The organism is Pseudoalteromonas sp. B131b (genome assembly GCF_037162545.1).
GTDB classification, from domain to species: Bacteria; Pseudomonadota; Gammaproteobacteria; order Enterobacterales; family Alteromonadaceae; genus Pseudoalteromonas; species Pseudoalteromonas fuliginea.
This window is the reverse complement of the sequence record NZ_JARLUZ010000001.1, coordinates 2909553-2933207: the sequence shown is the minus strand read 5'-3', so window position 1 is coordinate 2933207 and position 23655 is coordinate 2909553. Positions and strand designations below refer to the sequence as shown.

Below are 23655 nucleotides of genomic sequence, written 5' to 3'. Positions count from 1 at the left end.
TTTGTTACATCAAATTTTAGGAAATAAGGTTCTGGATTAAGGAATTTGTTGTAGATACATCATTATTGCTCAATACAATTCATGTAAACATAAGTTAGTAGAAGATATAAAAGCAGGTGATCCTTTTAAAATAGGCTGTTGGTCAGACCTATAAACTGTTTATTTATTAGTGTTTTTTAAGTAACGTTCTTGAGCTTATGAAGGGGTTAGCTTAATATTAAAGCACTTAGATGTATTCAAAATAGAAGTAACCTACATATGGAATTTGTTCGCCCGCTAGAGCCCATCCTCATCATTGACGATGTTAAAGAAATACGTGATTACCTAAACCAGATTTTAACCGAACTAGGTTATGAAGATATTTTAGAAAGTGTAGACTTTAGTTCAGCTAAGCCGGTTATTGATGAAAAATCGCCTAATGTAATATTTTTAGATGTAGATTTACCTGACTCTGATGGCACAGATATCCTAGAGTTTATTAATATTACCTACCCTCACGCACACGTTGTAATGTGCTCTGGACATAACAGTTTTGAAAATGTGCAAAACACGTGGGAGCTAGGTGCTAAAGGGTTTATTGCGAAACCATTTAATGCAAAAAAAGTAGACACCGTAATGAAGCGCCTCGAACTAATAGAATAATAATAAGGTTAGCATGCAAAGTACTGTTACTGCGATTATAGAAGATCTTTCGAGTGTTATATTTGGTAAACAACAACAAATAAAACTGGCACTTACATGCTTATTTAGCGAAGGGCATTTACTCATTGAAGATTTGCCTGGTATGGGGAAAACCACTCTTTCTCATGCATTGTCAGCTGTGTTAGGTTTATCGTATCAACGTATACAATTTACCAGTGATCTTCTGCCAGCCGATATTTTGGGTACTAATGTTTTTAACTCTACCGAACACAGTTTTACGTTTCATAAAGGCCCTATTTTTAGCCAAGTTGTTTTAGCTGATGAAATAAACCGTGCTGGCCCTAAAACACAAAGTGCGTTGCTTGAAGCAATGGAAGAACAACAAGTAACAGTCGATGGTAAAAAATACACGCTGCCAAATCCATTTTTTGTGATTGCAACACAAAACCCGCTTTACCAATCAGGTACCTACCCGTTACCTGAGTCGCAATTAGATCGGTTTTTAATGCGTATTAGCTTAGGTTTTCCACCTAAAGAAGCCGAAAAACGCTTAATTTTGAATATGCAAAAACGAGATTACAGCCAATTACCTAAGCGTATTAACCAACAAGAGTTAGCGGCAATTCAAAGCCAAATAAACCAAATCACTTTAAGCAGCCCGGTTATTGACTACATCATAGAGCTTGTTAATTACACACGCACAAGCAACGCTTTTGCTGCATCGTTATCACCTCGAGCCAGTATGGCTCTGGCTAAAGCGGCTAGGTCGTGGGCCTTTATTGATGGTCGTGATTTTGTAATGCCAGAAGATGTTCAAGCCGTATTTGCAAGTGTATGTCAGCATCGATTAGGTTTGCATAATGAGTCAGGTGAAGCACAAGTAAACAATATTTTAAAAAACGTTTTAGTTCCGGTATAAATTTTTATGCCAAAAAAAACAGCTAAGCGTCCTTCTTTATTAAAGTCATTTAAGCAAAGTGTATTTAATAAGTTATTAAAAAATAAACATTTAAAAAACTCAATTACACTTGAACACAGAACAATTTATGTGTTGCCATCGTCCTTAGGTTGGTACTTTGTAATTGTGGCAATTTTAAACTTTGTGATGGGCATTAATTATCAAAATAATTTAATTTTAATAATGTCTTATCTTATGTTTGTGGTGATGATTATTGCTGTATTAATGGGCTACAGTAACGCTAAAGGCTTAACAGTTAAATTTAAAGATGCATTTAGTAGCTACGCTCCTCAAAAACCGAGTATTGTATTTGAATTACAAAGCCCTTCTGTTACCCAATCTATTAATTTAACATATCAAGGTAGTGAGCAAACTCACAAACATACCGGCCAAGTTGATAGTAAACCTCAGTTACTTACACTCAACTTACCCTACAGCTCACGCGGTAAGTACTCAGTGCAACGTATTAAAATAGCGAGTAACTATCCCTTTGGCTTAATAACTGTTTGGAGCTACATTCAATTACAAGAAGGTGTATTTGTATATCCGTCGCTTGAACAAGTACACAGTGATGCGCATGTTTCTATGCTTGATGAGCAAGCCGATAAAGGTATTTCTACACAATCTGGTAGCGAAGAGTTTGAGTCTCTTATCCCACACTTACCAGAAATGGGCTTGCAAAGAGTGTCGTGGAAGCATTACGCAAAAACACAGCAGTTGTTAGTTAAAGAATTTGTAGACTTTAAAACAGCGAATGTGCTCTTCGATTTTACGTTAATGAATGGAGATACAGAGCAGCGCTTAAGCCAGTTATGCTTTTTAGTGTGTGAAGCAACCGAGAAAAACACCCCTTTTATGTTAAAGCTACCGAATAAAACAATAAATACAAATACCGGACAGCAACATAAGCAGCAATGCTTAGAATTATTATGCTCATTTAATGGTGATGTGTAATGGACATACTTAAAAACGAAAAAGTAATAAATTATTCGTTGTCTTTTATATATGCATGTTTGATTGTATTTTTTGTATCACATTTACCGCTTGTTTTTGTTGGTGTACTTTCACTTATTTGTGCCTGGAATTTTTACATAACGCTGAGTAATAAACCAAAGCCAAATGCTTGGCTGGCAAATATACTCGCAGGTGTGTCACTCGGTTTAATGCTCTACACAGTAGGCATGTCGGATACGGTTATTTTATTTGTGGCCATGCTGCTACTTGCTAGTTTATTTAAGCTGCTGCAGGCTAAAACCAAAAAACACTATCATGTAATTACAACGCTTACGTTTTTTTCACTCTCATCGGTGTATTTATTTAACCAAAGCATTTTAACGACTTTAACTGTAAGTAGTTTATACATATTAAACTTTGCAGTACTTGGCTTACTCGAGTCCAAACATAATTTAAAAATAGCCTCTAAGCAAAGTGGTAAATTGCTACTTTTAGCGCTTCCTTTAGCTATATTTTTACTGCTTTTTTACCAAAAATGCCCGCCTTTTGGCAGCTTCCTGGGCCTAAGCTTGCTAAAACAGGGCTTTCTGAACAAGTCGATCCATTCGATATTGCAAAGCTGTCAAACTCAGATGAACTTGTGTTTAGAGCTAAATTTAACGAAGAAAAACCTGTAGCGCCTTATTATTGGCGAGCAATAGTCCATGATGAGTTTAATGGTAATGCGTGGCTTACGTCTGACTTTTTAAAATATAATAATGTAAAAACAAATACGCAGAGCGAAAATGATGAGCAACTTATTGCAAGCTACTCAGTTATTACAGAGCCTGCTACACAAAAATGGCTCTATGGTTTAGCGTATTCCAGTAGTAACTCACCAAATGTTGAAGGTAATTCGCTAGGTTTATTGCGTAAAAAAAGTCGCCAAGCTAAAAACTTACAATACGATGTAAATAGCTTTAACTTCACAACTTTACCGCTTGGCGAATTTGAAGAAAAACGCTACAAATACCTCGCTTATAAAAAGAATGTAAAAACATCATCACTTGCTAAAACCTTAAAGCAAAATACACACTCTGATCGCGAGTTTTACAATAGCTTATTACAATACTTTGCAGGTACGGGGTTTACTTACACATTAACACCCACGCCTATGAGCGGCGATAACACAATTGATCAATTTTTATTTGAAAACCAACGTGGCTTTTGTGGCCACTATGCCAGTGCCGCTGCGTACATTTTTAGAACCGCAGGTATACCCGCTCGACTAGTAAGTGGCTATTTAGGCGGTGAATTAAATCAAGATAATAATACGCTAACAGTTCGTCAGTACGACGCACATGCATGGGTAGAAGTATATTTACAAAACGAAGGTTGGGTTATTTTTGATGCAACCGCTGTTGTTGCACCAGAGCGTTTAAATGGTTCACTTTCGCAAAACGAAGAGCTGAATGACGAATTTAAAAGTAACCTTGATTTTGGTTTAGTGAGTTTAAGTAATTTCCCTGCTATTAATTGGTTAAGGTTGGAACTTGAAAATCTCGATTATCAATGGTCTAGCTGGGTACTTGGTTTTGACGAAAAAAAACAAAATGATTTTTTAAAATCAATTTTTGGTAGTAAAAATATTTGGCTTGTACCATTAATGGTTTTACTAACAGTTGGTTTTTGTTTTATATCTTATTTTATTTATTTAAACTTGCCAAAACGCCCGTCTAAATTAGCGCCTATGGTTAAAGAGTTTTATGAAGTAAAAGCATGGGCGAAAAAACAAAAAATAAACACACCCGATAATTTAACACCGAGTCAGCAGTTACATTTTTTTGCTGATCAACTTCCTCATTCTGCACAATCTATAAACACTTTTAGGCAGTTATTTAACCAAGTACGCTATGGTAAAAAACCTTTTACGAAAGAGCGTAAAACTCAGGCTAAAGATCTGATAAAATTAATTAAAATTTCCAAATAGAGAATACTATGAATGCTGTTGTTATAGGCGTTATTTTAATGCTCGGGCTATCTCTGGCTCGCGTTAACGTCATTGTTGCCATGATAATAAGCGCGTTAGTTGCAGGTCTTACTGCAGGCTTGGGTATAAAAGAAAGTGTTGATGCATTTAACTCTGGCCTTTCTGCCGGAGCTGAAATTGCACTAAGTTATGCCATGCTCGGTGCATTTGCCGTTGCGATTTCTAAGTCGGGTTTAACACGCATTCTCGCTGATAAGTTACTTGCTAAAGTAAATACTAAAGGCAGCGGGAATGAAACGTTTTTAAGTTACTTCATTTTATTAATTATTTTAGGTTGTGCGATTTCTTCGCAAAACTTAGTACCCGTACACATAGCGTTTATTCCTATTTTAATCCCGCCGTTACTCGTTGTTTTTAATCAGTTAAGATTAGACAGGCGTGCTATAGCGTGTATTTTAACATTTGGGTTAGCAACGTCTTACATGGTGCTACCTTATGGTTTTGGCGGTATTTATTTATACTCTATTTTGCACAAAAACCTGGTCGATAACGGCTTAGAGATTGTAAATACCCAAGTACCCGTGGCGATGATAATTCCTGCATTAGGTATGTTTATTGGATTACTTATTGCGGTATTTATTACCTACAAAAAACGCCGCGAATACACAGAGCTCCCATTAACAACTGTGAGTAAATCGGCTGAGGTAGAAAACCCTAAAAAAGTAATGATTGTAGGACTTTTTGCAGTACTTGCCTCCCTTGTTGCACAAAACCTAAGTGGCTCAATGATTTTAGGTGGCTTAGTAGGTGTAATGATATTTAGTGTTTTTGGTGTAGTTAAGTGGGAAGAAAACGGCGACGTATTTAGTAAAGGCGTTGCGATGATGGCCATGATTGGCTTTATTATGATATCGGCACAAGGTTTTGCATCGGTTATGCAAGCCACTGGCGATGTAGCAAGCTTAGTACACAGCGCAGCCGCCCTTTTTGATGGTAATAAACCTTTGGCCGCTGGTGTTATTTTGTTAGTCGGGTTATTAATTACAATGGGAATTGGCAGTTCGTTTTCAACAGTGCCTATTATTGCAACTTTGTTTGTTCCTTTATGTTTAGACCTTGGCTTTTCTGTTATGGCTACCGCTGCGCTTGTTGGTACTGCGGGCGCTCTAGGTGATGCAGGCTCCCCTGCTTCAGACTCAACGCTTGGCCCAACATCGGGTTTAAATGCCGATGGCCAGCACGACCACATTAGAGATTCTGTTATTCCAACGTTTATTCACTTTAACATTCCGCTGCTGATATTTGGCTGGATTGCAGCAATGGTACTTTAAAAAGTATTTATGTAAGTTTAATAAATGTAATTAAAAGCTAAATATAACCAATAAGGTATGTTAAAAGCATACCTTTTTAGTATCCAAATCCAACAACTCTCACCCCTATCAATCCCCCAGTTTGATTACTTTCTTTTAGTTAATACTAACTATGTTGTTGAGGTTATACTTAATAAATACTTAGTATGATGTGTTCTTTTGCTGGCTTTATATAAGCACCAATTAAGGTGCTTATATAAATTTACTTTAGCGCATATTCAAAGCTTTAAGTTAATCAAAACCATAAATCATTTTGTCGCATACTACCGGAGTCGGTCTGTGGTTATCATCAACTGCAACAAACGTAAAGCTGCCACTAATGGCTGAATGCTTATCGTCTTTGTGCATGGTTTCTAATAATATATCTACGTCAACTTTTAAGCTGGTGTTACCTACATGCACTACTTTAGCTATTAACTCTGCAAAAGTACCTGCAGGTATAGCCTCTTTAAAGTCGACTCTATCAGAAGATATAGTTACCAAAGGCTTACGGCAAAAACGAGTCGCTGCTATAAATGCCACTTCATCCATCCACGCCAGTGCATCACCACCAAATAAAGTATTGTGATGATTAGTACGCCCTGGAAACACGGTTTTAGTTACCGATGTGGTTGAGTCTTCAATACGCTGAGCAATTATTGCATCGCGATTTACGTCAGTCATAATCTCTACTTTTTGTTTGCTAATGTATCTTGCATTAGTAATGCAGGATCAAGGCGTTCGCCTTTCCAGTTAAAACGCCAATCTAGGTGAGGACCCGTTACACGTCCAGTTGCACCAATTTCAGCCACTTTGTTACCTTGCTCAATTTTATCACCCACTTTTACATCAAGCTTACTTAAGTGAATGTAAGTTGAGGTAATACCATGGCCATGATCAATAATTAATGTACCGCCTGAGTAATATAAATCAGGTTCAGCAAATACCACGGTACCACTAATAGGCGCGTAAACAGGAGAGCCTGTTTTATTGGCAATGTCTAAGCCAAAGTGCGGACGACGTGGTTCGCCATTAAAATAGCGCTGACTACCATAAACACCCGATATGCGCCCTTCTGCAGGCTTTAAAACCGGGTCTAAAAAGTACAATAAATCAGACTCTACTTCTCTCGCTTTTCGCACAGCAACTGCTTCGCGGCTTATACGCGCACTAACCTCTTTTGGCGGAGAGACATACTTTTTAGCTACGCCGGTAATTTTATCAATTTTATATTCGCGCTTAGTGATAGCTATTGATTGTGAATGCGATTTACCATTGTTATCTACCCATTTTAAAGTATGAGTAGTTTCAGCGTCACGCCCAAAACCAAATACAAAGTCACCATTTTGCGAAAGTTTTAAGCTTTTGCCATCTAAGCTTACTGATTTAGCGTTTTCTAGCTTTCCTGTAACTAAACCGCCTTGTGTTAAATGTCCTTTTAACTCAAGCGCCATAGCACTAAAGCTAGCAGAGGCAACAAGCGCTGTTGCTAAAAGTGTTTTAAACATAACTAATCGATCCTTTTCCAACACCTTCATAAGCCGTTACTTTCACTGCTTTTTCTGGGTATTGGGCTTTAATTTGGCCAGCTACATGTTCAGCAATACATTCTACAGTGGTATCTACTGGCAAAATGTCGCAACGAGACTCGCTTATAGCCATTTCAAAATAGCCTTGTGCCGATGTATAAGCAAAACATACATCACCCGCTTTGGCTGTTATGTGTTTTAAATCAGCTGCGTTAATTTGATCTTCACTGGTGGCTAAGTAAATATCTTCCCACTTTTGAGACCATTCTTTTTGCAAGCGCGGCATAGAGATACCATCTAGGCTAATACCAATTTGAGAACGATGCCCATGAATAATACGCTGGCAATTACCGTCATGCTTTTTAAGGCCATGACTGTAATGATAGTAAAAACTTTGGCTGTGTTCAGGCTTAAGAGACAGCTCAATTTTTTCAATGTTATCTGGTAGCTTCGGTAAAATAGTCGCAATTAAAAATTCGGTAACCGATTCAACAGTTACTTCGCCTGCGTTAATCATGCAATAAGCTTGATGAGGAGCGCTCATAGCTAAGTGATTATTTTCACCAAATGTACAGTCGAGTGTTTTATGCTCGTCAAATTCAGATACTGTGCCATTAAGCCCTGTAGGAATTGCTAAACGGTGATCAATACACTCATCTATAATGCCTTTAATTTGCTTTTTAACTAAACCAAAGTCTAAAACCATAGACTCTTCGTTAAGTTTACCGTGCAAAGTTAAATCAACAATCCAGCTCTCGCCAACGGCGCCGCGTTTGTTACATAAGTAAGAAAAATCAATCACAGTTAGTGAGTTAACAAAAAGGATCATAAACTTCCTTTAGACTGGTTATAAGACAGCGTTAATTATAATGATTTCTGATTGTAATTGCGCGGTTTTATAGTGCAAAAACCAATCGCGTTGATTGATTGATGATTTAATATGCAATATTTTGATTTTTTAACTGCTCCGAGTTGTTTAGCGTACAAGTGTACGCTAAAGTACTTGGCAATTTCTAAGCGAAGATAAGTGTTATGGAACCTAAAAATAGCTATACAAAAGAAGAGTTGATCCTGTGTGGTCAAGGTGAAATGTTTGGTGAAGGTAACTGCCGTTTACCAAGTGACAACATGTTAATGATGGATCGCATTACCTCTATTACTGCTGATGGCGGTATTCATGGGAAAGGCGAAATTGTTGCTGAGCTTGATATTGACCCTAGCCTTTGGTTTTTCGATTGTCATTTTAAAGGCGACCCAGTAATGCCAGGTTGTTTAGGCTTAGATGCTATGTGGCAACTAGTTGGTTTTTACTTAGGTTGGTCTGGTGGCCCTGGTCTTGGCCGTGCGCTAGGTGTGGGTGAAGTTAAATTTACTGGCCAAATTTTACCAACTAATAAAAAAGTAACTTACCGCCTTGTAATGAAACGCGTAATTAAACGTAAATTGTTCATGGGCGTTGCAGATGGCACTGTAGAAGTAGATGGCCGAGTAATTTACGAAGCAAAAGATTTAAAAGTGGGCTTGTTCCAAGACACTAGCGCGTTTTAATTTTTAAATGCGTACAAAAAGGCCTCCAACGTGGAGGCCTTTTTGCTTAAATTCGATTATTGATTTTAGGTTTTGTACATGTTGCGGTTTTCAATCGCTTCACGCCAACCTCCTAACCACTCTGATTTGGGATCTACTTGTTGATAAGGGCATAGCTCTTTTGAGCGACCTGCTAAACCTGCTTTAAAACCTTGAGAATGAGCTCTTTCTAAACGATCTCTTTTCTGTCTCTTCATCGGTAATATCCTCACCTTTTTATTTGTATATTGTGTAGCATTAGTGAAATCTACATTTAATGAATAGTTAATAAAAATGTAAAATTCAAATCGTAAAAGCAATTAAATTGTTTGACTTTAACTAAGCTGCTGATGCAAAAATGAATTAACATTTAAAAAAGTAAGTGGTCATACAACATTTAATTTGACCGGTTTTATGCTAAATAAAATGCGACTCAATAATCGCTAAAAAGCACTTATGTGCTTTATTTGTGACCGACTAATATTGACTAAGTTCCAAACAAAAATGTAATCGTGACACTTTTATTTCATTAATCTTAAATTAGTAGCCCGCCCCTAACTTGAAGTATTTTTAAACAATTTAAATTTATGCTTGATTATTTAAAGTCGATCGGTCTAATATATGTACATGAACAAAAATACATCAACACCAATACGCCGTGGTCGCCCACCTAAAATAGCCAGAGAGAACGCCGATACCAAAGCGTTACTTATTCGCACGGGCCTAGAAACCTTAACTGAATTTGGCTTTAGCGCCACGGGGCTCGATACTATTTTAAAAAAAGCGGCTGTACCTAAAGGCTCCTTTTATCATTACTTTAAAAGTAAAGAAGCCTACGGCATTGCGTTAGTTGATGCATACGACAGTTATTTTATTGCCAAGCTTACCCATTACCTGCAACAAGAAGATGTTCCCCCACTTGAACGCATCGTTAATTTTACCCAAAGCGCAATTAAAGGGATGAAAAAATACGATTACAAACGTGGGTGTTTAGTGGGTAACTTAAATCAAGAGCTTAACCATTTAAGTGAAGAGTTTAAAATCAGGTTAATGCAAAGCTACACTGCTTGGCAAAACCAGGTAGAGGTTTGCTTAAATCAAGCTAAACAACAAGGCACAATTGCAAGCCATGTAAATACAAAACTGATGAGTGAGTACTTTTGGATTGGTTGGGAAGGCGCTGTTATGCGCGCCAAGCTCACAAAATCAAATACCCCACTTACTTTATATACAGAAATGTTTTTACGCGCATTACTAACCTAATGCGTTTTTATTTACCAATTAAAAGACGATCGGTCTAAAAGGATATCCAATGAGTACCCCAATTAAAGCCATTGTTATTAATAAAGAAGATAATAACTACAGCGCCTCATTATCGACTATAGAAAGCAGTGATTTACCAAACGAAAACGTGTCTATCGACGTGCTATACAGCACACTTAACTATAAAGATGGTTTAGCAATTACGGGGAAAGGCCCCGTTGTACGCAGTTTTCCTATGGTGCCAGGTATCGATTTAGTGGGTACGGTTACAAATTCCACCAGCGATGAATTTAAAAATGGCGATAACGTAATATTAAATGGCTTTGGTGTAGGCGAAAAACATTGGGGCGGGCTTGCTCAAAAAGCAGCACTTAATAGCGATTGGTTAATCCCCTTGCCTACAGGTATTTCACCAAAACAAGCAATGCAAATAGGTACAGCCGGTTATACCGCTATGCTAAGTGTTATAGCACTTGAAAAACAAGGAATAACTCCTGAATCTGGCGAAATACTGGTAACAGGTGCCAATGGTGGCGTAGGCAGCTTTGCTATTTATTTACTAAACCAACTTGGCTATAACGTAACAGCGGCAACGGGTCGATTAGATCAAAGTGAGTATTTAAAAGAGTTAGGCGCTTCACAAATAATTGACCGAAATGAGCTTTCAAACCCGGGTAAGCCTTTACAAAAAGAGCGATTTGCAGCGGCAATAGATTCGGTAGGTAGCCATACACTTGCTAATATTTGTGCATCATTAAAGTATGGGGGTGTAGTAACCGCCTGCGGACTTGCACAAGGCATGGATTTACCTGCCTCAGTTGCCCCGTTTATATTACGTGGCGTATCTCTTATAGGCATTGATAGCGTAATGCGCCCTAAAGCCGACAGAATTGAAGCGTGGGATCGTTTAGCAAAATTAGTTAGCGCCGATTATTTAGATAAAATTTCAACAGAAATTTCACTAGAACACGCCATTGATAACGCAGAGCGACTTATGCAAGGCAAAATACGCGGTCGTGTTGTAGTTAATTGCCAAAGTTAAGCTATTTACTCTGTTAAAGCCTCGTTATTAAATTTATAATGCAATTTGTATTTTAATAACGAGGCAACACCTATGAGCAACCAAGAACTTTTCAGTAATAACCCACTGCAAGGCGTTAAATTAGAACAAGTGGTTGAAGAGCTGGTTGAACAATACGGGTGGGAGCTCCTACACGCTTATTTACAACTTAACTGCTTTAAAAACAATCCTGATATAAAGTCAGCGGTTAAATTTTTACGTAAAACACAATGGGCACAAGAAAAAGTAGATAACTTTTACCTTTATCGCCTTAAAAACTTACCTAAGCCTGATGATGTTCAATACGAATTACCGCCACGTGATCGCGTGATCCCAGCTGATCATAAACCGGGGGAGCCGTGTGAACTTAGTTTTGTTGATGCTAAACGTATTATAGAAAAAAAGCATCAAAGCAACGTGCTCGCGATCGTAAACAACGCTCTAATTCTAGTAACCCTTGGGGTAACTAAACACGCTAATTTAATTTTGTAGAGCTATTTTAAATGGCTCTACAACTCTCTTTTATTAATTTTTATTACATCCACACCATATAGCTAACAAATATAAATCAATACCCTCGGTTTTTCCAAAAATCTGTTTCAGTACGCTCTGCCTCTAATGCCACCTTAAAAGTTTTATCAGCAATAACTTTCCCATTTAGCTCAATAGTCATACGCCAATCACCCAATTTATTCTCTATCGGCAACCAAAGCGTGTCGCCTAAATAAAAGTTCCAATCACTGTTTTTAACGTATACATCGCCTTCAAAGGGGTCCATAACATCACCGTTACTGTCTGGAACATCTGGATGGTATATACAATAGTGAAGCTTTTCGCCTTTACCCTTTTTAATATTTACGATTAAGCCAAACTCAACATCTACCTCAGCTATTACATTTGTTGTAAATTGCTCTATTTGTGGCAATGCTTTACTTTCGCTGTCCCACTTAGAGTAAATACCGTGACTTTGTAACGTCACTACAGGTTTTGTTTTAGCCATTAAGGTAACCTTTTATATTAGCTATTTTTGCATTAGTTTAACTTTTTGAAATTTAAAATAAAACACAATCCAATAAAGTTAAATCTCAACTTAGCTTTAATACTTCGTCTATTTACATCATTGCTAATTTGTCATCATTGTTTACACATTATTTGCACAATTGCTGATTATTGTTTGAGTAACTTAATTGATCAGGTAAGCAGCAATGAAACTACACGCACTTAATAATAATCGAAATAGGGTAAATGGTTTAAAGCTCACTTCCCTTGCTTTAATTGTTTCATCGTTAGTTGCTTGTGGAGGTGGAGAAGGCATAGTTGATACCTCAACAACTACAGATTCATCTCAAAGTATCACAGATAACGGAACAAGTACGAGTAGCTCAACCCAAGGCGTGTTTTGTGAATATAGCTACAGTGAATATAACGAGTCAGAATCAGTACAAGCCACCAGCGCTGCAGATTGGTCATGCACAGGAACTACACGCGACTTAGTCGCTAATGGCATACCTGATCACGAAGTAGGTACATTCCCTAATGCCGATAACCCAAATACTATTTCTGAACAATCAGTAAATGAAAGCTACACACTTGAGCCTGTAGAGACAACACAAGCAACCATGCTTGGTGGCCCTCGCGGAATGATAGGCGTTGTACTTAACGGCATTAAAATAGACGCCGGCACAGGCGGAAGTTGCGATGATTCAGGCACCGATTGCGATTTAGGCGACAACAGCGGTAATTGGAATATAGAAGCCTTAAGCCAAGACACGTTTAGTTTTGGAACAGACGACAACAATGCACACGTACAACCCGATGGCACATATCATTATCATGGAATGCCTGAAGGCTTTGTAGCACTGCGAGGTGGTAATAGCTCAACTATGACTCTAATAGGATGGGCAGCAGACGGCTTTCCTATTTATGCACGTTACGGCTATTCAGACTCAAATGATGCAACTTCAGCGCTAACCGTAATGACCGGTAGCTACCAACACATAACATCTGTAAGCGCAAACCGCCCTTCTACCGATATATACCCATTAGGTACATTTGCACAAGATTGGGAATACGTAGCAGGCTCTGGTGATTTAGATGAATGTAATGGCCGCGTTGGCGTAACACCTGAGTTTCCTGATGGGATATACCACTACTACGCAACAGACACTTACCCGTTTTTTCAACGCTGCGTTAAAGGCGAAGTTTAATTAGGAGTAAGTTATGCCTTATATGAAAAATTATCTGTTAAGTGTGACCACATTGGGCTTATTGAGCACATCAACATTAGCAAACGCGCATTTAATGGTTGCAGAGCACGGTACGCTGAATTTTGTTGATAATAACGTGTTTATTGTACTTTCAATCCCTATGTCGGCTTTTAAATGGGTTGATGAAAACAAGGATGGCAAAGTGTCAATAATTGAGTTTAACGCTCATAAAAAGCTAATAACTAAACGAGTTAAAAAGAACGTTTATTTAGCGGATCATCAGTATAAATTTACTATTGACGGACTTTTGCTAAACCCAGAAGCGTCGCATAAACATAAAAGCGACAATATAGACCAAGTAACCATTACTGGGCGCTACTCTTTGCCAAGTAAACTAACCAAAGTTAACTTTAACGTTAAGCTATTTAGTAACAATGAGCACAAGCAGCATTATCAAATTACAGCGACTAATAAAACGCAAAAGCTAACTCATCAATTTGAGCTATCACCAACGTCGCCCTTTAGTAAGGTGTTTAATAATTAGTAATACTTTCCTAAATAATTAAGTAGCAAAGAGTACGAGTTAAACCAATTTGTGCTCTTTTTTTATCTTTGTCTTCTTATTTAACACTCTTTAGTGAAGTGTTCTTTCTATAAAGATACAAGCTTGGGGTTTTTAGGAAAGTAATGCTCTTGTTGCTGCTCACATAAACTAAACTCACGTGTGTTTTTATATGGGAGTTTCATAAAGCCCGCAACACCCACGTCCGTAATATTTACCGCGTATTGCATAAGTTTATTTAGCAAACGTTTAAACTCAACCTCTTTGCTCGAATCGAGTAAGCGGTAGTAATGGTGAATCTTCATTCTGTCGGGCAGTGCTTCAAAAATAATACACCCTGTATGATGAATTTGGTTAAGCTCAAATACGCATTTAATAACTTTTTTAGGTAGCTGTAGTTGCTCATCAGGATCTTTACCGTCTTCAAAGTATGAATGCGGGCGGGTTATGTCGTTTGCTTTCATGCTTACAACTTCGTATTCAAGCTCTGGTAGGCTATCAAACTTAAATGCACCGGTGCCATCTCGCTCTAACTGGATGGTTTTACGGGCATCAAACAAACAACACTTAAATAACCCTTTTTGATTAATCGCTTGAGCAAGCATTACCGTGTTATTAATCGCATCGCTAAACGCATCACCCAATGATTCGTCATGCATAATTAAAGACGATTCAACAAACATCGACTCATCCTTCCAATGAAAACTAAGCCCACCTACTACAGGGTACTTAGCTAATCGGCTTATCGATGCCAAAAATGCTTTTTCGGTATCGCCTGTATCAAACAAAAACTCTTTATAATAGCGGTCAAGTTGCGCGTCGTTTATATCTAGTAATTGCTGGTTATGATCGGCTTGGCGTAAAAACTGTTTTCGTGAACTATATACTACCGTGTCGGGCTGCTCGTCGTTGCCATACCAAAAAGGGATATCTGCTTTTCTTTGTTTTTTATCAAGCTCAGGTAAATACATTTTAGCCATAGTTGTAATGTTACGCATAAAGTAATCACCAGCACCATCACGTATGGCCTTACTTTTTGACAGCATGCCATCAATCACTTTAGCCAGTTCTTTGGGGAGCCCTAAGCTGCTTGCAGGGATGGCTTGCGCACCAAAGCGACACGACTGCGCCGACGCTAGCGCATACAACGTAGCGGCTACACCTTGCTCGTCGAATCGTGGGGATGATTGCTCCCCCGACATTTGCGCTTCACCAATAAAATATACATCGCCCATACGAGCATTCGTTGTGCTTAAATCACCCGACATTAAATCCATAAAGTTACTGGCAACAGGGTTACCATCACTATCGAGCTGTGCATACACAGAGCTGCCCCAATCCACTAACGACAGCGCATCAGTGTTTGCATCCCAAACAAGGTTTGAAGGTTTTATATCGCCATGCACTATAGGTTGTGGGCTAACGCCATTTTTGTGGCTACGTAAATCAATTAATACATTACGTAATCTAACAGCTAACGCCATTATTTGCGCGGCACTAAAGCGCCCTGTTTTAAGCGATACTTTTTCAAGGTCCTCTCCAATGGCACGCGCCATCATTAAAATCCCTTGTTTTTTAATTCGCTCAAACGCATAAAAGGTAGGCACTAAGGGGTTATTAATTTGCGAAAGCATATACGCTTCGTCTTCTAGGCGGTCGCGTACACTTTGGGCAAGTGTAATACGCGAAAACTTAAATACCCAAGGTAAGCCGTTATCGTCATCACCTGCAAACACAAAACCAAAAGCACCCGAGCCAATCATTTCAACGTTTTTGTAGCCCAGCAGTGTTAGCTGCTTAATACAAATATTAAGCCACTGGCGGTGTTTTTTAGCATCGCGGTGCGAAAGCAAATAAACAGATTGCTCTTCGTTGATATAAAAATTGCGGATTTCTTTGGCTTTCAATACAGGTACTCAAATTTATAAAACTAACTAGGGCGTGTTGATCTTTGTGGATTGAAATTTGTTCAATCTAGGGGCGATTAAATCGCGGCGCGAGGTTTGTAACCTAGTGGGCTAAGTAAAAACCGAGCAACAAAGAGTTAATCGTCCCTAGAAAGAACCCAAAGGGCAGCGCATGTTTGGTCTTTATGCTGCGTTATCGCCTATTCATGGGGAATAACCACACTACATAGGCTCCGCCTTGCCTAAAAACCAAACATACTGCTGCAAATTCACCCACCAAAGATCAACACGCCCTAATTATTAGTTTTATGTAATGAAATTACAATAGGTTAAATAAGAGTTTTGAAATCGTGAAATAAAACAGCGCTAAAGTAGCGCCATAGCAGTAAATTTAAGTGTAAACGTTAAAGCTCAAAGTAAGCTTTTCACAATGCACTGTATATAAACACAGTCCATTGCTTTTTGCTAACTTTCTATAACACGAAGCTGCTTAATAGATGACACAGCTATGTGCGTTTGATAATAATATTTATTAGTGGCTCTTCTACGGCTCATAAAATCGATAGTTACTCGTTTAGCTTCGCCTGTTACTTCTATTGTTTTATCAATAAAAAAGGTGTCTGCTGGTTGTCCGTATTTACTTTGAAGCTCTGCTACCACATTAGGCTGTATTGATACCGTAATTGAACGCCTGTCGCGATAATCAATTTCGGTATTTAAATATAACCAACGACCCTGAGCTCCCGCCGCTTTAATTTGAAACTGGTAAGTGCCAGCAACACCCTTCGGTGCACTTTGCTCAGTAAAAGCGATAAGGTTCATATTTGCAGCCGTACTTTGGCTCATTTCAATTTTATGGGGAACAGAACTACATGTACTAAGCGTTAGCATACTTAGTAAGGCTAGATATTTCAAGACACAATTAGTTAGCGGGTATTAAGGTGCATTGCGCTGAGAAGGATCTGTTTTAAAGCTTTTTAGCAAACTTTGTGGGTCAACCACCTCGGTATGCTCTTTAGCAGCCTGCGCCCACCATATTAGTTGGCCAAAGGTGCGTGAGAAATAATTAAACCACGATGATTGACTCTCTCCTGCAACAGGTTTGCCATCCTCACTAAACACATCTTGCGCTTTTGGCACGTGGATCATCGCCGATACAGGCAAACAGCCAAGTTCAGATAAAAACGTGCGCATACTAATGGCCGCTCTTACACCACCCCACTGTCCTGCTGAGTAAGTTACTATTGCACTTGGTTTATACGAGAACAGTGAGCTACCAAAATGATTAAGCAAGTCAGCGAGAGCTGGACTCATACTGTGATTGTACTCAGGGCTAATCATTATATATCCATCTGCGGCTTTAATTTTATCAGCTAATAGAGTGAGCTCTGTAGGTGCATTACTTTTAGCATATGCAAAGTGCGGTTTAAATACGTTTTCGCTAGGAAAGTCCAACGCATCAATTAGCTCAAACTCATGACCGCCAAAATGCTCTGTTAAGCATTCTATACAAGCCCTAGAAACCCTTAAGCCTAAGCGAGCTGGTTTTGGTGGAGTGCTATCGCGTACTGTGCCTAAAAATACTAAAAACTTCATATGTAATTCTCAACTTTTTTAAACGATAGCTAAACACTAACATTTTTTAGTTATTGTGTATTACACATACGCATTGTTTATTGATTCAAAGCATAATAATAATTAAATTTAAAACTGAGCTTTAGTAACCATTGGTCTGTTGATCTTTGTGGATTAAAACTAGCTAGTGAGTCAAGTAAGCCATAAGGGTAATCAGTGCAACATAAAAACCAAAACCGAGTAGGAAGGTTAAGTCGACTCTTCTAGCTTTACTCGCTTTATAAGATGCAAAATCTTTAAACTCGCTTTTATACAGCCCAAACGTAACCACTTTTAATAACAGCCAACCGGTCGAGTAAAATAAAAAGCTCAAGCCAGTATCAACTATTAGCCAAATAAAAATCTCAAATGCAATACTCATTAATTATGTCCATTAGTTTGTAATAGAAAAAACTATATCAGCTATGTGTTTAAAATACAGCCGGATTAGTTAATTAAGGTGTAACAGTAAATTTCGTTAAACCTATTAACTGACCTGATTCAGTGACTACTTTTACCTGCCACTTACCAACAGAGTCGCTAGGAAAATTTACCTTGTGGGTCCATGCTCTGTAACCAAGCTCTCTCCCGCCGTTTATATTTAACGTGATCCGATCAACTTCTTCTTTATTATGAAGCCACACATGAAATATTTTTTCATTTAAACCTCTTGGTGCTTTAACAGCGGTCCAACTATATAAACCTTGATGATGCAGTGTATAGGAGTCTAACTGTTTGATACTCCCTACTGGCTTTTTATGCTGTAAATCAACTTCATGAGCTAACGTAATATCGGTTAATCGCAGCGCTGCAGGAGGCACATAGCTTCTCAATTGCCACACAGCAGTGCTCAAAGCACATAAAATAAATACAAGAATAGGAAAACGCCACCAGCGTGCATTAGGCATTAAATTGTTTAAACTCGGTAGAGTAACCACTACAGCCGTTACAAGGGCTGCGGCTAAGCTTTGGCTCGTTGTAAGGTTTAACAAAATAGGTAAGGTAACAAGTAAAACAACAAATAAAGCAAAGTTATGAAACACACTAAATAACGTACGGTTTTTAGCAAGCTTCTTATAATAAAAGGGGTCGATTACCGATATAACCGCACACAAAACAATGAGGGAGGTAAAAAATGCTTGAGGATGATCCCACTGCGTAACCGCTAAAAAAAACGGCAAAGCAAAAAATAGGCTTTCTTGTTGCACCATTTGTAGCGCAAAACGCATTACATTAGGAGATACAGCCACACCAAATTTTTCTTCTACTTTGTCTCGTAGCCAATTATCAATAATTAGCCACAACCAACTAATAAGTAAAAATATCGCAATAACTTGCGAAAAAGACTCTTTTCTATCTACAAGTGCAAAGCTGGCAACGCCCGACAAAAACGCCAATACAGCCAATAATCCAGGCCGCTTTTGCATCGCGCTTATAAATTTAGCGATTATATTTTTACAGTAATCCATGTATGAGAGTTTCCGTACGGGTACGTACTTTATTATTTTTATTCAGAGTATGATTAGTTTAACTAAGTTTAAATGAACAACAGATAGACGGATGGATTTAAACGCGCCATTTAACAGTACATCAAACTAACCATTTTTAATTAAATAAAAGCCCAGCATAGCGCGTCATTGGTACGTTTATTAATTTTTGTAACGCGTGAGCCTTAGCAAGTAATTTATCCTCACTAAGTACAGGCATTGTATTGTTAAAAGCAAAAACAATTTTATTGCCGCCTTCAATAATAAAACTAAGAATCTTTCCTGCAAATTCTTTCTCAAGAAGTTGATCGAACGCTTCTCTTTGCCCAACTTTGGTATGGCAAATATTAAGTACTAAAACCCCATCAAAAGTAAGCGCATTTTTACAATCACGTAAGTAGGATGATTGCACCTGATCTGACTCCATCCCATCTGAGCTATATAAATCAGAAAAAATAACATCCGTTTTTATCTGCGTGTTTTTCATGTAGTTTGCCGCATCATCAATATGAATAAACAAACGTTCTGACACGGGAACTTCAAAATATTTTATAGCCATATCAGCAACGGCTTTACGATATTCAACGGTATGTATAGTCAGCGCGGGAAACGCATGATAAAGACTTTTTGCGATAGAGCCCGCCCCAAGTCCCATTATCATCGCGGTTTTTAAGTGCGGTATAAAAAAGCGCAGCCATCATAGCTTGCGTATAAGCTAAGCTTAACCCGTTAATATTATTTAATTTAATACAGCTTTGATAAATTTTTCCGTCAAAGCTGAGAATAAGATTCTTTTTTGTTTGATATACATAAACAGGGCCATGCTCATCAATAGTTGATGCAATACAAGTGCCTTTGATATCCACGAATACTCAATAGGTGAGGTGATGAAAAACGAGTATAACTTACTTAACGTACTGCCATGGCTATTAATATGATTTATAGCCTTTTATTAATTTACAGGCATTTATATACGTACTCAGAAAAGTCGGTTTATCTTTTGAGATTAGATTAGCTAAGGTATCTACTTATATAGCTAGCTGGAACTTACCCGTGACGACATTTATTATAAACAGCGACGCAATATGCCAAAAACCAACTAACATACTGATATAGCTACAAAAAACTCCTTGAATATTCCTCATGTTTAACATGAATAAAGTACACACCAACACAAAAGAAGTCTAAACGGCTAAACATCCATCCTTTATTTTTATCGATTTATGCCTTTTTTCCGTCAATTACTACGTAATCGCATCTAACAATAATGTGTAATGAATATGACTCATGTTTTATGTGAAATTAAACCGTTTTTCTTCATATACCAATCAACGTATAAATTACTCATCCCTTAGCGCTAAACACTATTTAACAACTTAAAGCTGCTGAATACCTAAACCAGCTAAGCCAGCTAAGCCAGCTAAGTAAGTTGCAAGGTTAATAAAGCGCAAAGCATCAATCAGGTTTAAATTATAAAATTGGATATAAACACGATGAAAAAAGATTTTACATTTAATATAAAGAGCGTTTCACTCGACGAAAATTATCATCCATCAACTAATACGCGTATCACAACCAACTTTGCTAATTTAGCCAGAGGTGAATACCGCAAAGCAAACTTGCGTAACGCCTTAAACATGATTAACAACCGTTTTAATGCCCTAGCCCATTGGGATAACACCAAAGGTGAGCGTTATGCTGTTGAGCTTGAAATTATCTCTGTTGAGATAGGTATTGAAGATGGCGGCGAAAGCTTCCCCTCTATCGAAATATTAAAAACAAATATTGTTGATCATAAAACAAATAAACGCATTGAAGGTATTGTAGGAAACAACTTTTCATCGTATGTGCGCGACTACGACTTTAGCGTACTTCTACAAGAGCACAATAAAGGCAAGCCTCAATTTAGCATTCCTGATGACTTTGGGGTTTTACATGGCAAGCTATTTCAGTCATTCGTAAATTCGGATACATACAAACAAAACTTTAAAAAACCACCGGTTATATGCCTAAGTGTGTCAGATAACAAAACCTACAACCGCACCGAAAACCAACACCCGGTACTTGGCGTTGAATACGAACCAAATGAATCGTCTTTAACTGAGCAATACTTCAAAAAAATGGGCTTACAGGTACGTTACTTTATGCCGCCAAATAGTGCTGCGCCTTTAGCATTGTTTTTCTTTGGTGATTTACTTAATGATTACAGCAATCTTGAGCTTATAAGCACCATTAGTACGATGGAAACGTTTCAAAAAATCTACAGACCAGAGATTTATAATGCCAATGCAACAGCGGGTAAATCATATAAACCAAACTTAAAAAACTTGGATCACTCACTAACGCAAATTGTGTATGACCGAGAAGAGCGCGGCAAGTTAGCAAATGAACAAGGCAAGTTTGCACAAGAGCATTTTATCAAGCCGTACCAAACGGTTCTTGAGCAATTCTCTACTCGCTATCTGTCATAACAACTAATAGTAACAACCAGTAATAACGCGCTTAACGCTACGTTTAATAATTAACTAAAATATACGGCATTATTTATTATGAAAAAATTACTACCTACATCTACCGCTGGCAGTTTACCTAAGCCTTTATGGCTTGCAGAGCCAGAAACACTTTGGTCACCTTGGAAATTACAAGGTGATGAATTAACTCAAGGCAAACACGACGCCCTACGCTTGTCATTATTCGACCAACAACAAGCAGGTATTGATATTGTTAGCGATGGCGAGCAAACAAGGCAACATTTTGTAACTACATTTATAGAGCATCTAAATGGCGTTGACTTTGAAAAACGTAAAACAGTAAAAATTCGTGACCGATACGATGCAAGCGTACCCACCGTTGTTGGCCCTGTCAGCCGTCAAAAGTCTGTGTTTGTTGAAGACGCTAAATTTTTACGCAAGCAAACCAAGCAACCAATAAAATGGGCATTACCAGGCCCAATGACAATGATTGACACGCTTTACGACGATCATTATAAAAGCCGCGAAAAACTAGCGTGGGAATTTGCCATAATTCTAAATCAAGAAGCAAAAGAGTTAGAAGCCGCAGGCGTTGATATTATTCAATTTGACGAGCCCGCGTTTAATGTATTTTTTAATGAAGTAAACGACTGGGGAATTGCCTGTTTAGAGCGCGCAATTGAAGGGCTCAAATGCGAAACCGCCGTGCATATTTGCTATGGCTACGGCATTAAAGCCAATACAGATTGGAAAAAAACACTAGGAAGCGAATGGCGCCAGTACGAAGAAGCATTCCCTAAGCTTCAGCAATCTAATATCGATATTATCTCACTAGAGTGCCATAACTCCCATGTACCAATGGATTTACTAGAACTCATTCGCGGCAAAAAAGTAATGGTAGGCGCGATTGATGTAGCAAATCATACTATCGAAACGCCAGAAGAAGTAGCTAATACGCTACGTAAAGCACTGCAATTTGTAGACGCTGACAAGCTTTACCCGTGTACAAACTGCGGCATGGCTCCACTACCTCACCATATAGCCAGAGGTAAACTAAATGCCTTGAGCGCTGGGGCTGAAATTATCAGAAAAGAGTTATTAAAAAAGAACTAGAAAAGTAGCTTTGAAATACAAATTGTAAATAATAACAGTTGTCGCACCATGCCATGGTTAAACCCATAAACATGGCATGATGTGCTAGCTAAAACTGACTAAAGAACAAAGTTTAGGTTAGTTATTTAATTTTTTTATTAAGAAGCGCTAACCTATTTTTTGAAAAATCAATAACTGCTTGGTATTGAGTAAAAAAGGGAGAGCCTAACAAGCCATGTACTCCCTTTTCACCACCCGCTACCTGAACATGGTCAAGATTAAGTGACACAAAGTCAGGACTTTCAAACAAGGCATTTCCAAACTCAATTGAATCAACTTCTATATCTCCCATAGCGTGATCCGAAGTGCCTAAGCCTGCTGCATTCTCAACATTGAGTTTTTCTTCAATGCCTAACTCACTTAGGCATCTCCTGTCTAAAACAGATGTTCCAGCGCCAGTATCTAAAATAAAACGTAACAATTTACCGTTAATTTTAGCTTCAACAATTTGGTGGCCTGTTTCTGATATTTCGAACTCAATTACATTTTTGCCTTCAGATAAATTCATATACGTTCCATGTTAGATTTTATTTAGGTGTTGGAAAACGAATACACCCTACGATGAATCGACTTATTTAGCGGCTTTAAAGCACCACTATTAAAATTTGCAATTAATAGACAAATTTTACTAGTCGCCCACCTCAGGGCGTTTTGTTAGGTGTTTTTATCACTTTTGTCTGGAATATCATTACACAAAGCACACTCTACACCTTTACGTGATTGATATAGTCTTGAACATATGAATACTGCTGTTGTTATTGAAGACCAAATAAAAGCAAAAATTAATGCTTCTTGTACTGAATGCTGTTTAAGCAACTCAACTATAAAAAGTAAGGCTGCTACTCCAAGAAATACTTTTAATGCTCTAACGATCCAAAACTTAAATCCCATTTGAACTCCAAACTTGAGAAACACCTAACGAGCCTGTAGATTAACTCGTTTTTGAATTTGTTTTTATCACTGGA

General features: G+C 38.1%; 23 protein-coding genes and 3 pseudogenes. 13 read left to right on the top strand and 13 right to left on the bottom strand.

The genetic code is table 11. The annotated features are described in order from the left end of the window. Nucleotides 1-258: 258 nt before the first annotated feature. The 5 genes and pseudogenes from P4S65_RS13545 (at nucleotide 259) to P4S65_RS13525 (ending at nucleotide 5854) form a co-directional block, all read left to right on the top strand. Complete coding sequence (locus P4S65_RS13545) at nucleotides 259-642, top strand: response regulator (RefSeq protein ID WP_007377149.1); 384 nt, start codon at nucleotides 259-261, stop codon at nucleotides 640-642. A 13-nt stretch (nucleotides 643-655) separates the two neighbouring features. After that, entirely contained in the window at nucleotides 656-1561 is a 906-nt protein-coding gene (locus tag P4S65_RS13540) for an AAA family ATPase (protein WP_337120367.1), read from the top strand. A gap of 6 nt (nucleotides 1562-1567) precedes the next feature. Further along, on the top strand, nucleotides 1568-2554 hold the full coding sequence (locus tag P4S65_RS13535) for a DUF58 domain-containing protein (RefSeq protein WP_337120366.1): 987 nt from the start codon (nucleotides 1568-1570) through the stop codon (nucleotides 2552-2554). Next, a pseudogene (locus P4S65_RS13530) lies at nucleotides 2554-4523 on the top strand (transglutaminase family protein). The gene P4S65_RS13535 and the pseudogene P4S65_RS13530 overlap by 1 nt, the downstream one beginning before the upstream one ends. A gap of 8 nt (nucleotides 4524-4531) precedes the next feature. Next, entirely contained in the window at nucleotides 4532-5854 is a 1323-nt protein-coding gene (locus tag P4S65_RS13525) for a Na+/H+ antiporter family protein (RefSeq protein WP_337120365.1), read from the top strand. A 270-nt stretch (nucleotides 5855-6124) separates the two neighbouring features. On the opposite strand, the gene P4S65_RS13520 is transcribed toward P4S65_RS13525, so the two are convergent. The 3 genes from P4S65_RS13520 to P4S65_RS13510 are packed head-to-tail and all read right to left on the bottom strand — an operon-like array spanning nucleotide 6125 to nucleotide 8230. Then, nucleotides 6125-6556 (bottom strand): acyl-CoA thioesterase, encoded by a 432-nt coding sequence (locus P4S65_RS13520; RefSeq protein ID WP_002960891.1) that lies wholly within the window; start codon nucleotides 6554-6556, stop codon nucleotides 6125-6127. Between the two features lie 5 nt (nucleotides 6557-6561). Further along, complete coding sequence (locus P4S65_RS13515; RefSeq protein ID WP_337120364.1) at nucleotides 6562-7380, bottom strand: M23 family metallopeptidase; 819 nt, start codon at nucleotides 7378-7380, stop codon at nucleotides 6562-6564. Further along, on the bottom strand, nucleotides 7373-8230 hold the full coding sequence (locus P4S65_RS13510; RefSeq protein WP_337120363.1) for a 6-carboxytetrahydropterin synthase: 858 nt from the start codon (nucleotides 8228-8230) through the stop codon (nucleotides 7373-7375). The genes P4S65_RS13515 and P4S65_RS13510 overlap by 8 nt, the downstream gene beginning before the upstream one ends. Nucleotides 8231-8433: 203 nt before the next feature. Here P4S65_RS13510 and fabA point away from each other — a divergent pair, with 203 nt between their 5' ends. After that, nucleotides 8434-8949 carry a bifunctional 3-hydroxydecanoyl-ACP dehydratase/trans-2-decenoyl-ACP isomerase gene (gene fabA / locus P4S65_RS13505; RefSeq protein WP_002960896.1) on the top strand — a complete coding sequence of 172 codons (516 nt, stop codon included), beginning with the start codon at nucleotides 8434-8436 and terminating at the stop codon, nucleotides 8947-8949. A gap of 65 nt (nucleotides 8950-9014) precedes the next feature. On the opposite strand, the gene rmf is transcribed toward fabA, so the two are convergent. After that, nucleotides 9015-9185 (bottom strand): ribosome modulation factor, encoded by a 171-nt coding sequence (gene rmf, locus P4S65_RS13500; protein WP_002960897.1) that lies wholly within the window; start codon nucleotides 9183-9185, stop codon nucleotides 9015-9017. Nucleotides 9186-9594: 409 nt separating this feature from the next. Here rmf and acuR point away from each other — a divergent pair, with 409 nt between their 5' ends. From acuR to P4S65_RS13485, 3 genes and pseudogenes are all read left to right on the top strand, one after another. Next, entirely contained in the window at nucleotides 9595-10230 is a 636-nt protein-coding gene (acuR, locus tag P4S65_RS13495) for an acrylate utilization transcriptional regulator AcuR (protein WP_033029609.1), read from the top strand. Between the two features lie 49 nt (nucleotides 10231-10279). Next, nucleotides 10280-11272, top strand: a complete 993-nt coding sequence (acuI, locus tag P4S65_RS13490) for an acrylyl-CoA reductase (NADPH) (protein WP_337120362.1) — start codon at nucleotides 10280-10282, stop codon at nucleotides 11270-11272. A gap of 72 nt (nucleotides 11273-11344) precedes the next feature. Further along, nucleotides 11345-11760 (top strand): annotated as a pseudogene (locus P4S65_RS13485) (VF530 family DNA-binding protein). 98 nt (nucleotides 11761-11858) lie between these two features. On the opposite strand, the gene P4S65_RS13480 reads toward P4S65_RS13485, so the two are convergent. Then, entirely contained in the window at nucleotides 11859-12290 is a 432-nt protein-coding gene (locus P4S65_RS13480) for a DUF3859 domain-containing protein (RefSeq protein ID WP_337120361.1), read from the bottom strand. Between the two features lie 205 nt (nucleotides 12291-12495). Here P4S65_RS13480 and P4S65_RS13475 point away from each other — a divergent pair, with 205 nt between their 5' ends. Both P4S65_RS13475 and P4S65_RS13470 read left to right on the top strand, forming a co-directional pair. Beyond that, nucleotides 12496-13497, top strand: a complete 1002-nt coding sequence (locus P4S65_RS13475) for a YHYH protein (protein ID WP_337120360.1) — start codon at nucleotides 12496-12498, stop codon at nucleotides 13495-13497. Nucleotides 13498-13510: 13 nt separating this feature from the next. After that, a complete protein-coding gene (locus P4S65_RS13470) occupies nucleotides 13511-14041 on the top strand; it encodes a hypothetical protein (RefSeq protein ID WP_337120359.1) in 531 nt (176 codons plus the stop codon). A 107-nt stretch (nucleotides 14042-14148) separates the two neighbouring features. Here the strand turns inward: P4S65_RS13470 and P4S65_RS13465 are convergent, their stop codons facing one another. The 6 genes and pseudogenes from P4S65_RS13465 to P4S65_RS13440 all read right to left on the bottom strand — a co-directional run bounded on the left by P4S65_RS13465 (nucleotide 14149) and on the right by P4S65_RS13440 (nucleotide 19933). Next, the gene (locus P4S65_RS13465) at nucleotides 14149-15966 is read right to left on the bottom strand and encodes a protein kinase domain-containing protein (protein WP_154903144.1); all 1818 of its coding nucleotides are present in this window, start codon (nucleotides 15964-15966) and stop codon (nucleotides 14149-14151) included. Nucleotides 15967-16431: 465 nt separating this feature from the next. Further along, nucleotides 16432-16857 carry a hypothetical protein gene (locus tag P4S65_RS13460; RefSeq protein WP_337120358.1) on the bottom strand — a complete coding sequence of 142 codons (426 nt, stop codon included), beginning with the start codon at nucleotides 16855-16857 and terminating at the stop codon, nucleotides 16432-16434. 45 nt (nucleotides 16858-16902) lie between these two features. After that, nucleotides 16903-17562, bottom strand: a complete 660-nt coding sequence (locus tag P4S65_RS13455) for an NADPH-dependent FMN reductase (protein WP_337120357.1) — start codon at nucleotides 17560-17562, stop codon at nucleotides 16903-16905. Nucleotides 17563-17725: 163 nt separating this feature from the next. Next, nucleotides 17726-17962 (bottom strand): hypothetical protein, encoded by a 237-nt coding sequence (locus P4S65_RS13450; RefSeq protein WP_008136419.1) that lies wholly within the window; start codon nucleotides 17960-17962, stop codon nucleotides 17726-17728. Nucleotides 17963-18035: 73 nt separating this feature from the next. After that, the gene (locus tag P4S65_RS13445; protein ID WP_337120356.1) at nucleotides 18036-19049 is read right to left on the bottom strand and encodes a DUF5924 family protein; all 1014 of its coding nucleotides are present in this window, start codon (nucleotides 19047-19049) and stop codon (nucleotides 18036-18038) included. Between the two features lie 136 nt (nucleotides 19050-19185). Continuing rightward, nucleotides 19186-19933, bottom strand: a pseudogene (locus tag P4S65_RS13440) (spermidine synthase). Nucleotides 19934-20560: 627 nt separating this feature from the next. On the opposite strand from P4S65_RS13440, the gene P4S65_RS13435 reads away from it, so the two are divergent. Then, complete coding sequence (locus tag P4S65_RS13435) at nucleotides 20561-21538, top strand: DUF1852 domain-containing protein (protein ID WP_096793073.1); 978 nt, start codon at nucleotides 20561-20563, stop codon at nucleotides 21536-21538. 78 nt (nucleotides 21539-21616) lie between these two features. Continuing rightward, nucleotides 21617-22651 carry a methionine synthase gene (locus tag P4S65_RS13430; protein WP_337120355.1) on the top strand — a complete coding sequence of 345 codons (1035 nt, stop codon included), beginning with the start codon at nucleotides 21617-21619 and terminating at the stop codon, nucleotides 22649-22651. A gap of 121 nt (nucleotides 22652-22772) precedes the next feature. Here P4S65_RS13430 and P4S65_RS13425 read toward each other — a convergent pair whose 3' ends face one another. Both P4S65_RS13425 and P4S65_RS13420 read right to left on the bottom strand, forming a co-directional pair. Continuing rightward, a complete protein-coding gene (locus P4S65_RS13425; RefSeq protein WP_337120354.1) occupies nucleotides 22773-23198 on the bottom strand; it encodes a retropepsin-like aspartic protease in 426 nt (141 codons plus the stop codon). A gap of 146 nt (nucleotides 23199-23344) precedes the next feature. Beyond that, nucleotides 23345-23581: a hypothetical protein gene (locus tag P4S65_RS13420; protein ID WP_101163871.1), complete on the bottom strand. Its 237-nt coding sequence runs from the start codon at nucleotides 23579-23581 to the stop codon at nucleotides 23345-23347. Between the last annotated feature and the right edge of the window lie 74 nt (nucleotides 23582-23655).

Coding starts and splice junctions, on each gene's coding strand:
- rmf (WP_002960897.1), bottom strand. CDS start 9,185: ATGAAGAGACAGAAAAGAGATCGTTTAGAAAGAGCTCATTCTCAAGGT.
- P4S65_RS13525 (WP_337120365.1), top strand. CDS start 4,532: ATGAATGCTGTTGTTATAGGCGTTATTTTAATGCTCGGGCTATCTCTG.
- P4S65_RS13515 (WP_337120364.1), bottom strand. CDS start 7,380: ATGTTTAAAACACTTTTAGCAACAGCGCTTGTTGCCTCTGCTAGCTTT.
- P4S65_RS13540 (WP_337120367.1), top strand. CDS start 656: ATGCAAAGTACTGTTACTGCGATTATAGAAGATCTTTCGAGTGTTATA.
- acuI (WP_337120362.1), top strand. CDS start 10,280: ATGAGTACCCCAATTAAAGCCATTGTTATTAATAAAGAAGATAATAAC.
- P4S65_RS13450 (WP_008136419.1), bottom strand. CDS start 17,962: ATGAGTATTGCATTTGAGATTTTTATTTGGCTAATAGTTGATACTGGC.
- P4S65_RS13510 (WP_337120363.1), bottom strand. CDS start 8,230: ATGATCCTTTTTGTTAACTCACTAACTGTGATTGATTTTTCTTACTTA.
- P4S65_RS13520 (WP_002960891.1), bottom strand. CDS start 6,556: ATGACTGACGTAAATCGCGATGCAATAATTGCTCAGCGTATTGAAGAC.
- P4S65_RS13425 (WP_337120354.1), bottom strand. CDS start 23,198: ATGAATTTATCTGAAGGCAAAAATGTAATTGAGTTCGAAATATCAGAA.
- P4S65_RS13475 (WP_337120360.1), top strand. CDS start 12,496: ATGAAACTACACGCACTTAATAATAATCGAAATAGGGTAAATGGTTTA.
- fabA (WP_002960896.1), top strand. CDS start 8,434: ATGGAACCTAAAAATAGCTATACAAAAGAAGAGTTGATCCTGTGTGGT.
- P4S65_RS13545 (WP_007377149.1), top strand. CDS start 259: ATGGAATTTGTTCGCCCGCTAGAGCCCATCCTCATCATTGACGATGTT.
- P4S65_RS13430 (WP_337120355.1), top strand. CDS start 21,617: ATGAAAAAATTACTACCTACATCTACCGCTGGCAGTTTACCTAAGCCT.
- P4S65_RS13435 (WP_096793073.1), top strand. CDS start 20,561: ATGAAAAAAGATTTTACATTTAATATAAAGAGCGTTTCACTCGACGAA.
- P4S65_RS13455 (WP_337120357.1), bottom strand. CDS start 17,562: ATGAAGTTTTTAGTATTTTTAGGCACAGTACGCGATAGCACTCCACCA.
- P4S65_RS13470 (WP_337120359.1), top strand. CDS start 13,511: ATGCCTTATATGAAAAATTATCTGTTAAGTGTGACCACATTGGGCTTA.
- acuR (WP_033029609.1), top strand. CDS start 9,595: ATGAACAAAAATACATCAACACCAATACGCCGTGGTCGCCCACCTAAA.
- P4S65_RS13460 (WP_337120358.1), bottom strand. CDS start 16,857: ATGCTAACGCTTAGTACATGTAGTTCTGTTCCCCATAAAATTGAAATG.
- P4S65_RS13480 (WP_337120361.1), bottom strand. CDS start 12,290: ATGGCTAAAACAAAACCTGTAGTGACGTTACAAAGTCACGGTATTTAC.
- P4S65_RS13420 (WP_101163871.1), bottom strand. CDS start 23,581: ATGGGATTTAAGTTTTGGATCGTTAGAGCATTAAAAGTATTTCTTGGA.
- P4S65_RS13535 (WP_337120366.1), top strand. CDS start 1,568: ATGCCAAAAAAAACAGCTAAGCGTCCTTCTTTATTAAAGTCATTTAAG.
- P4S65_RS13445 (WP_337120356.1), bottom strand. CDS start 19,049: ATGGATTACTGTAAAAATATAATCGCTAAATTTATAAGCGCGATGCAA.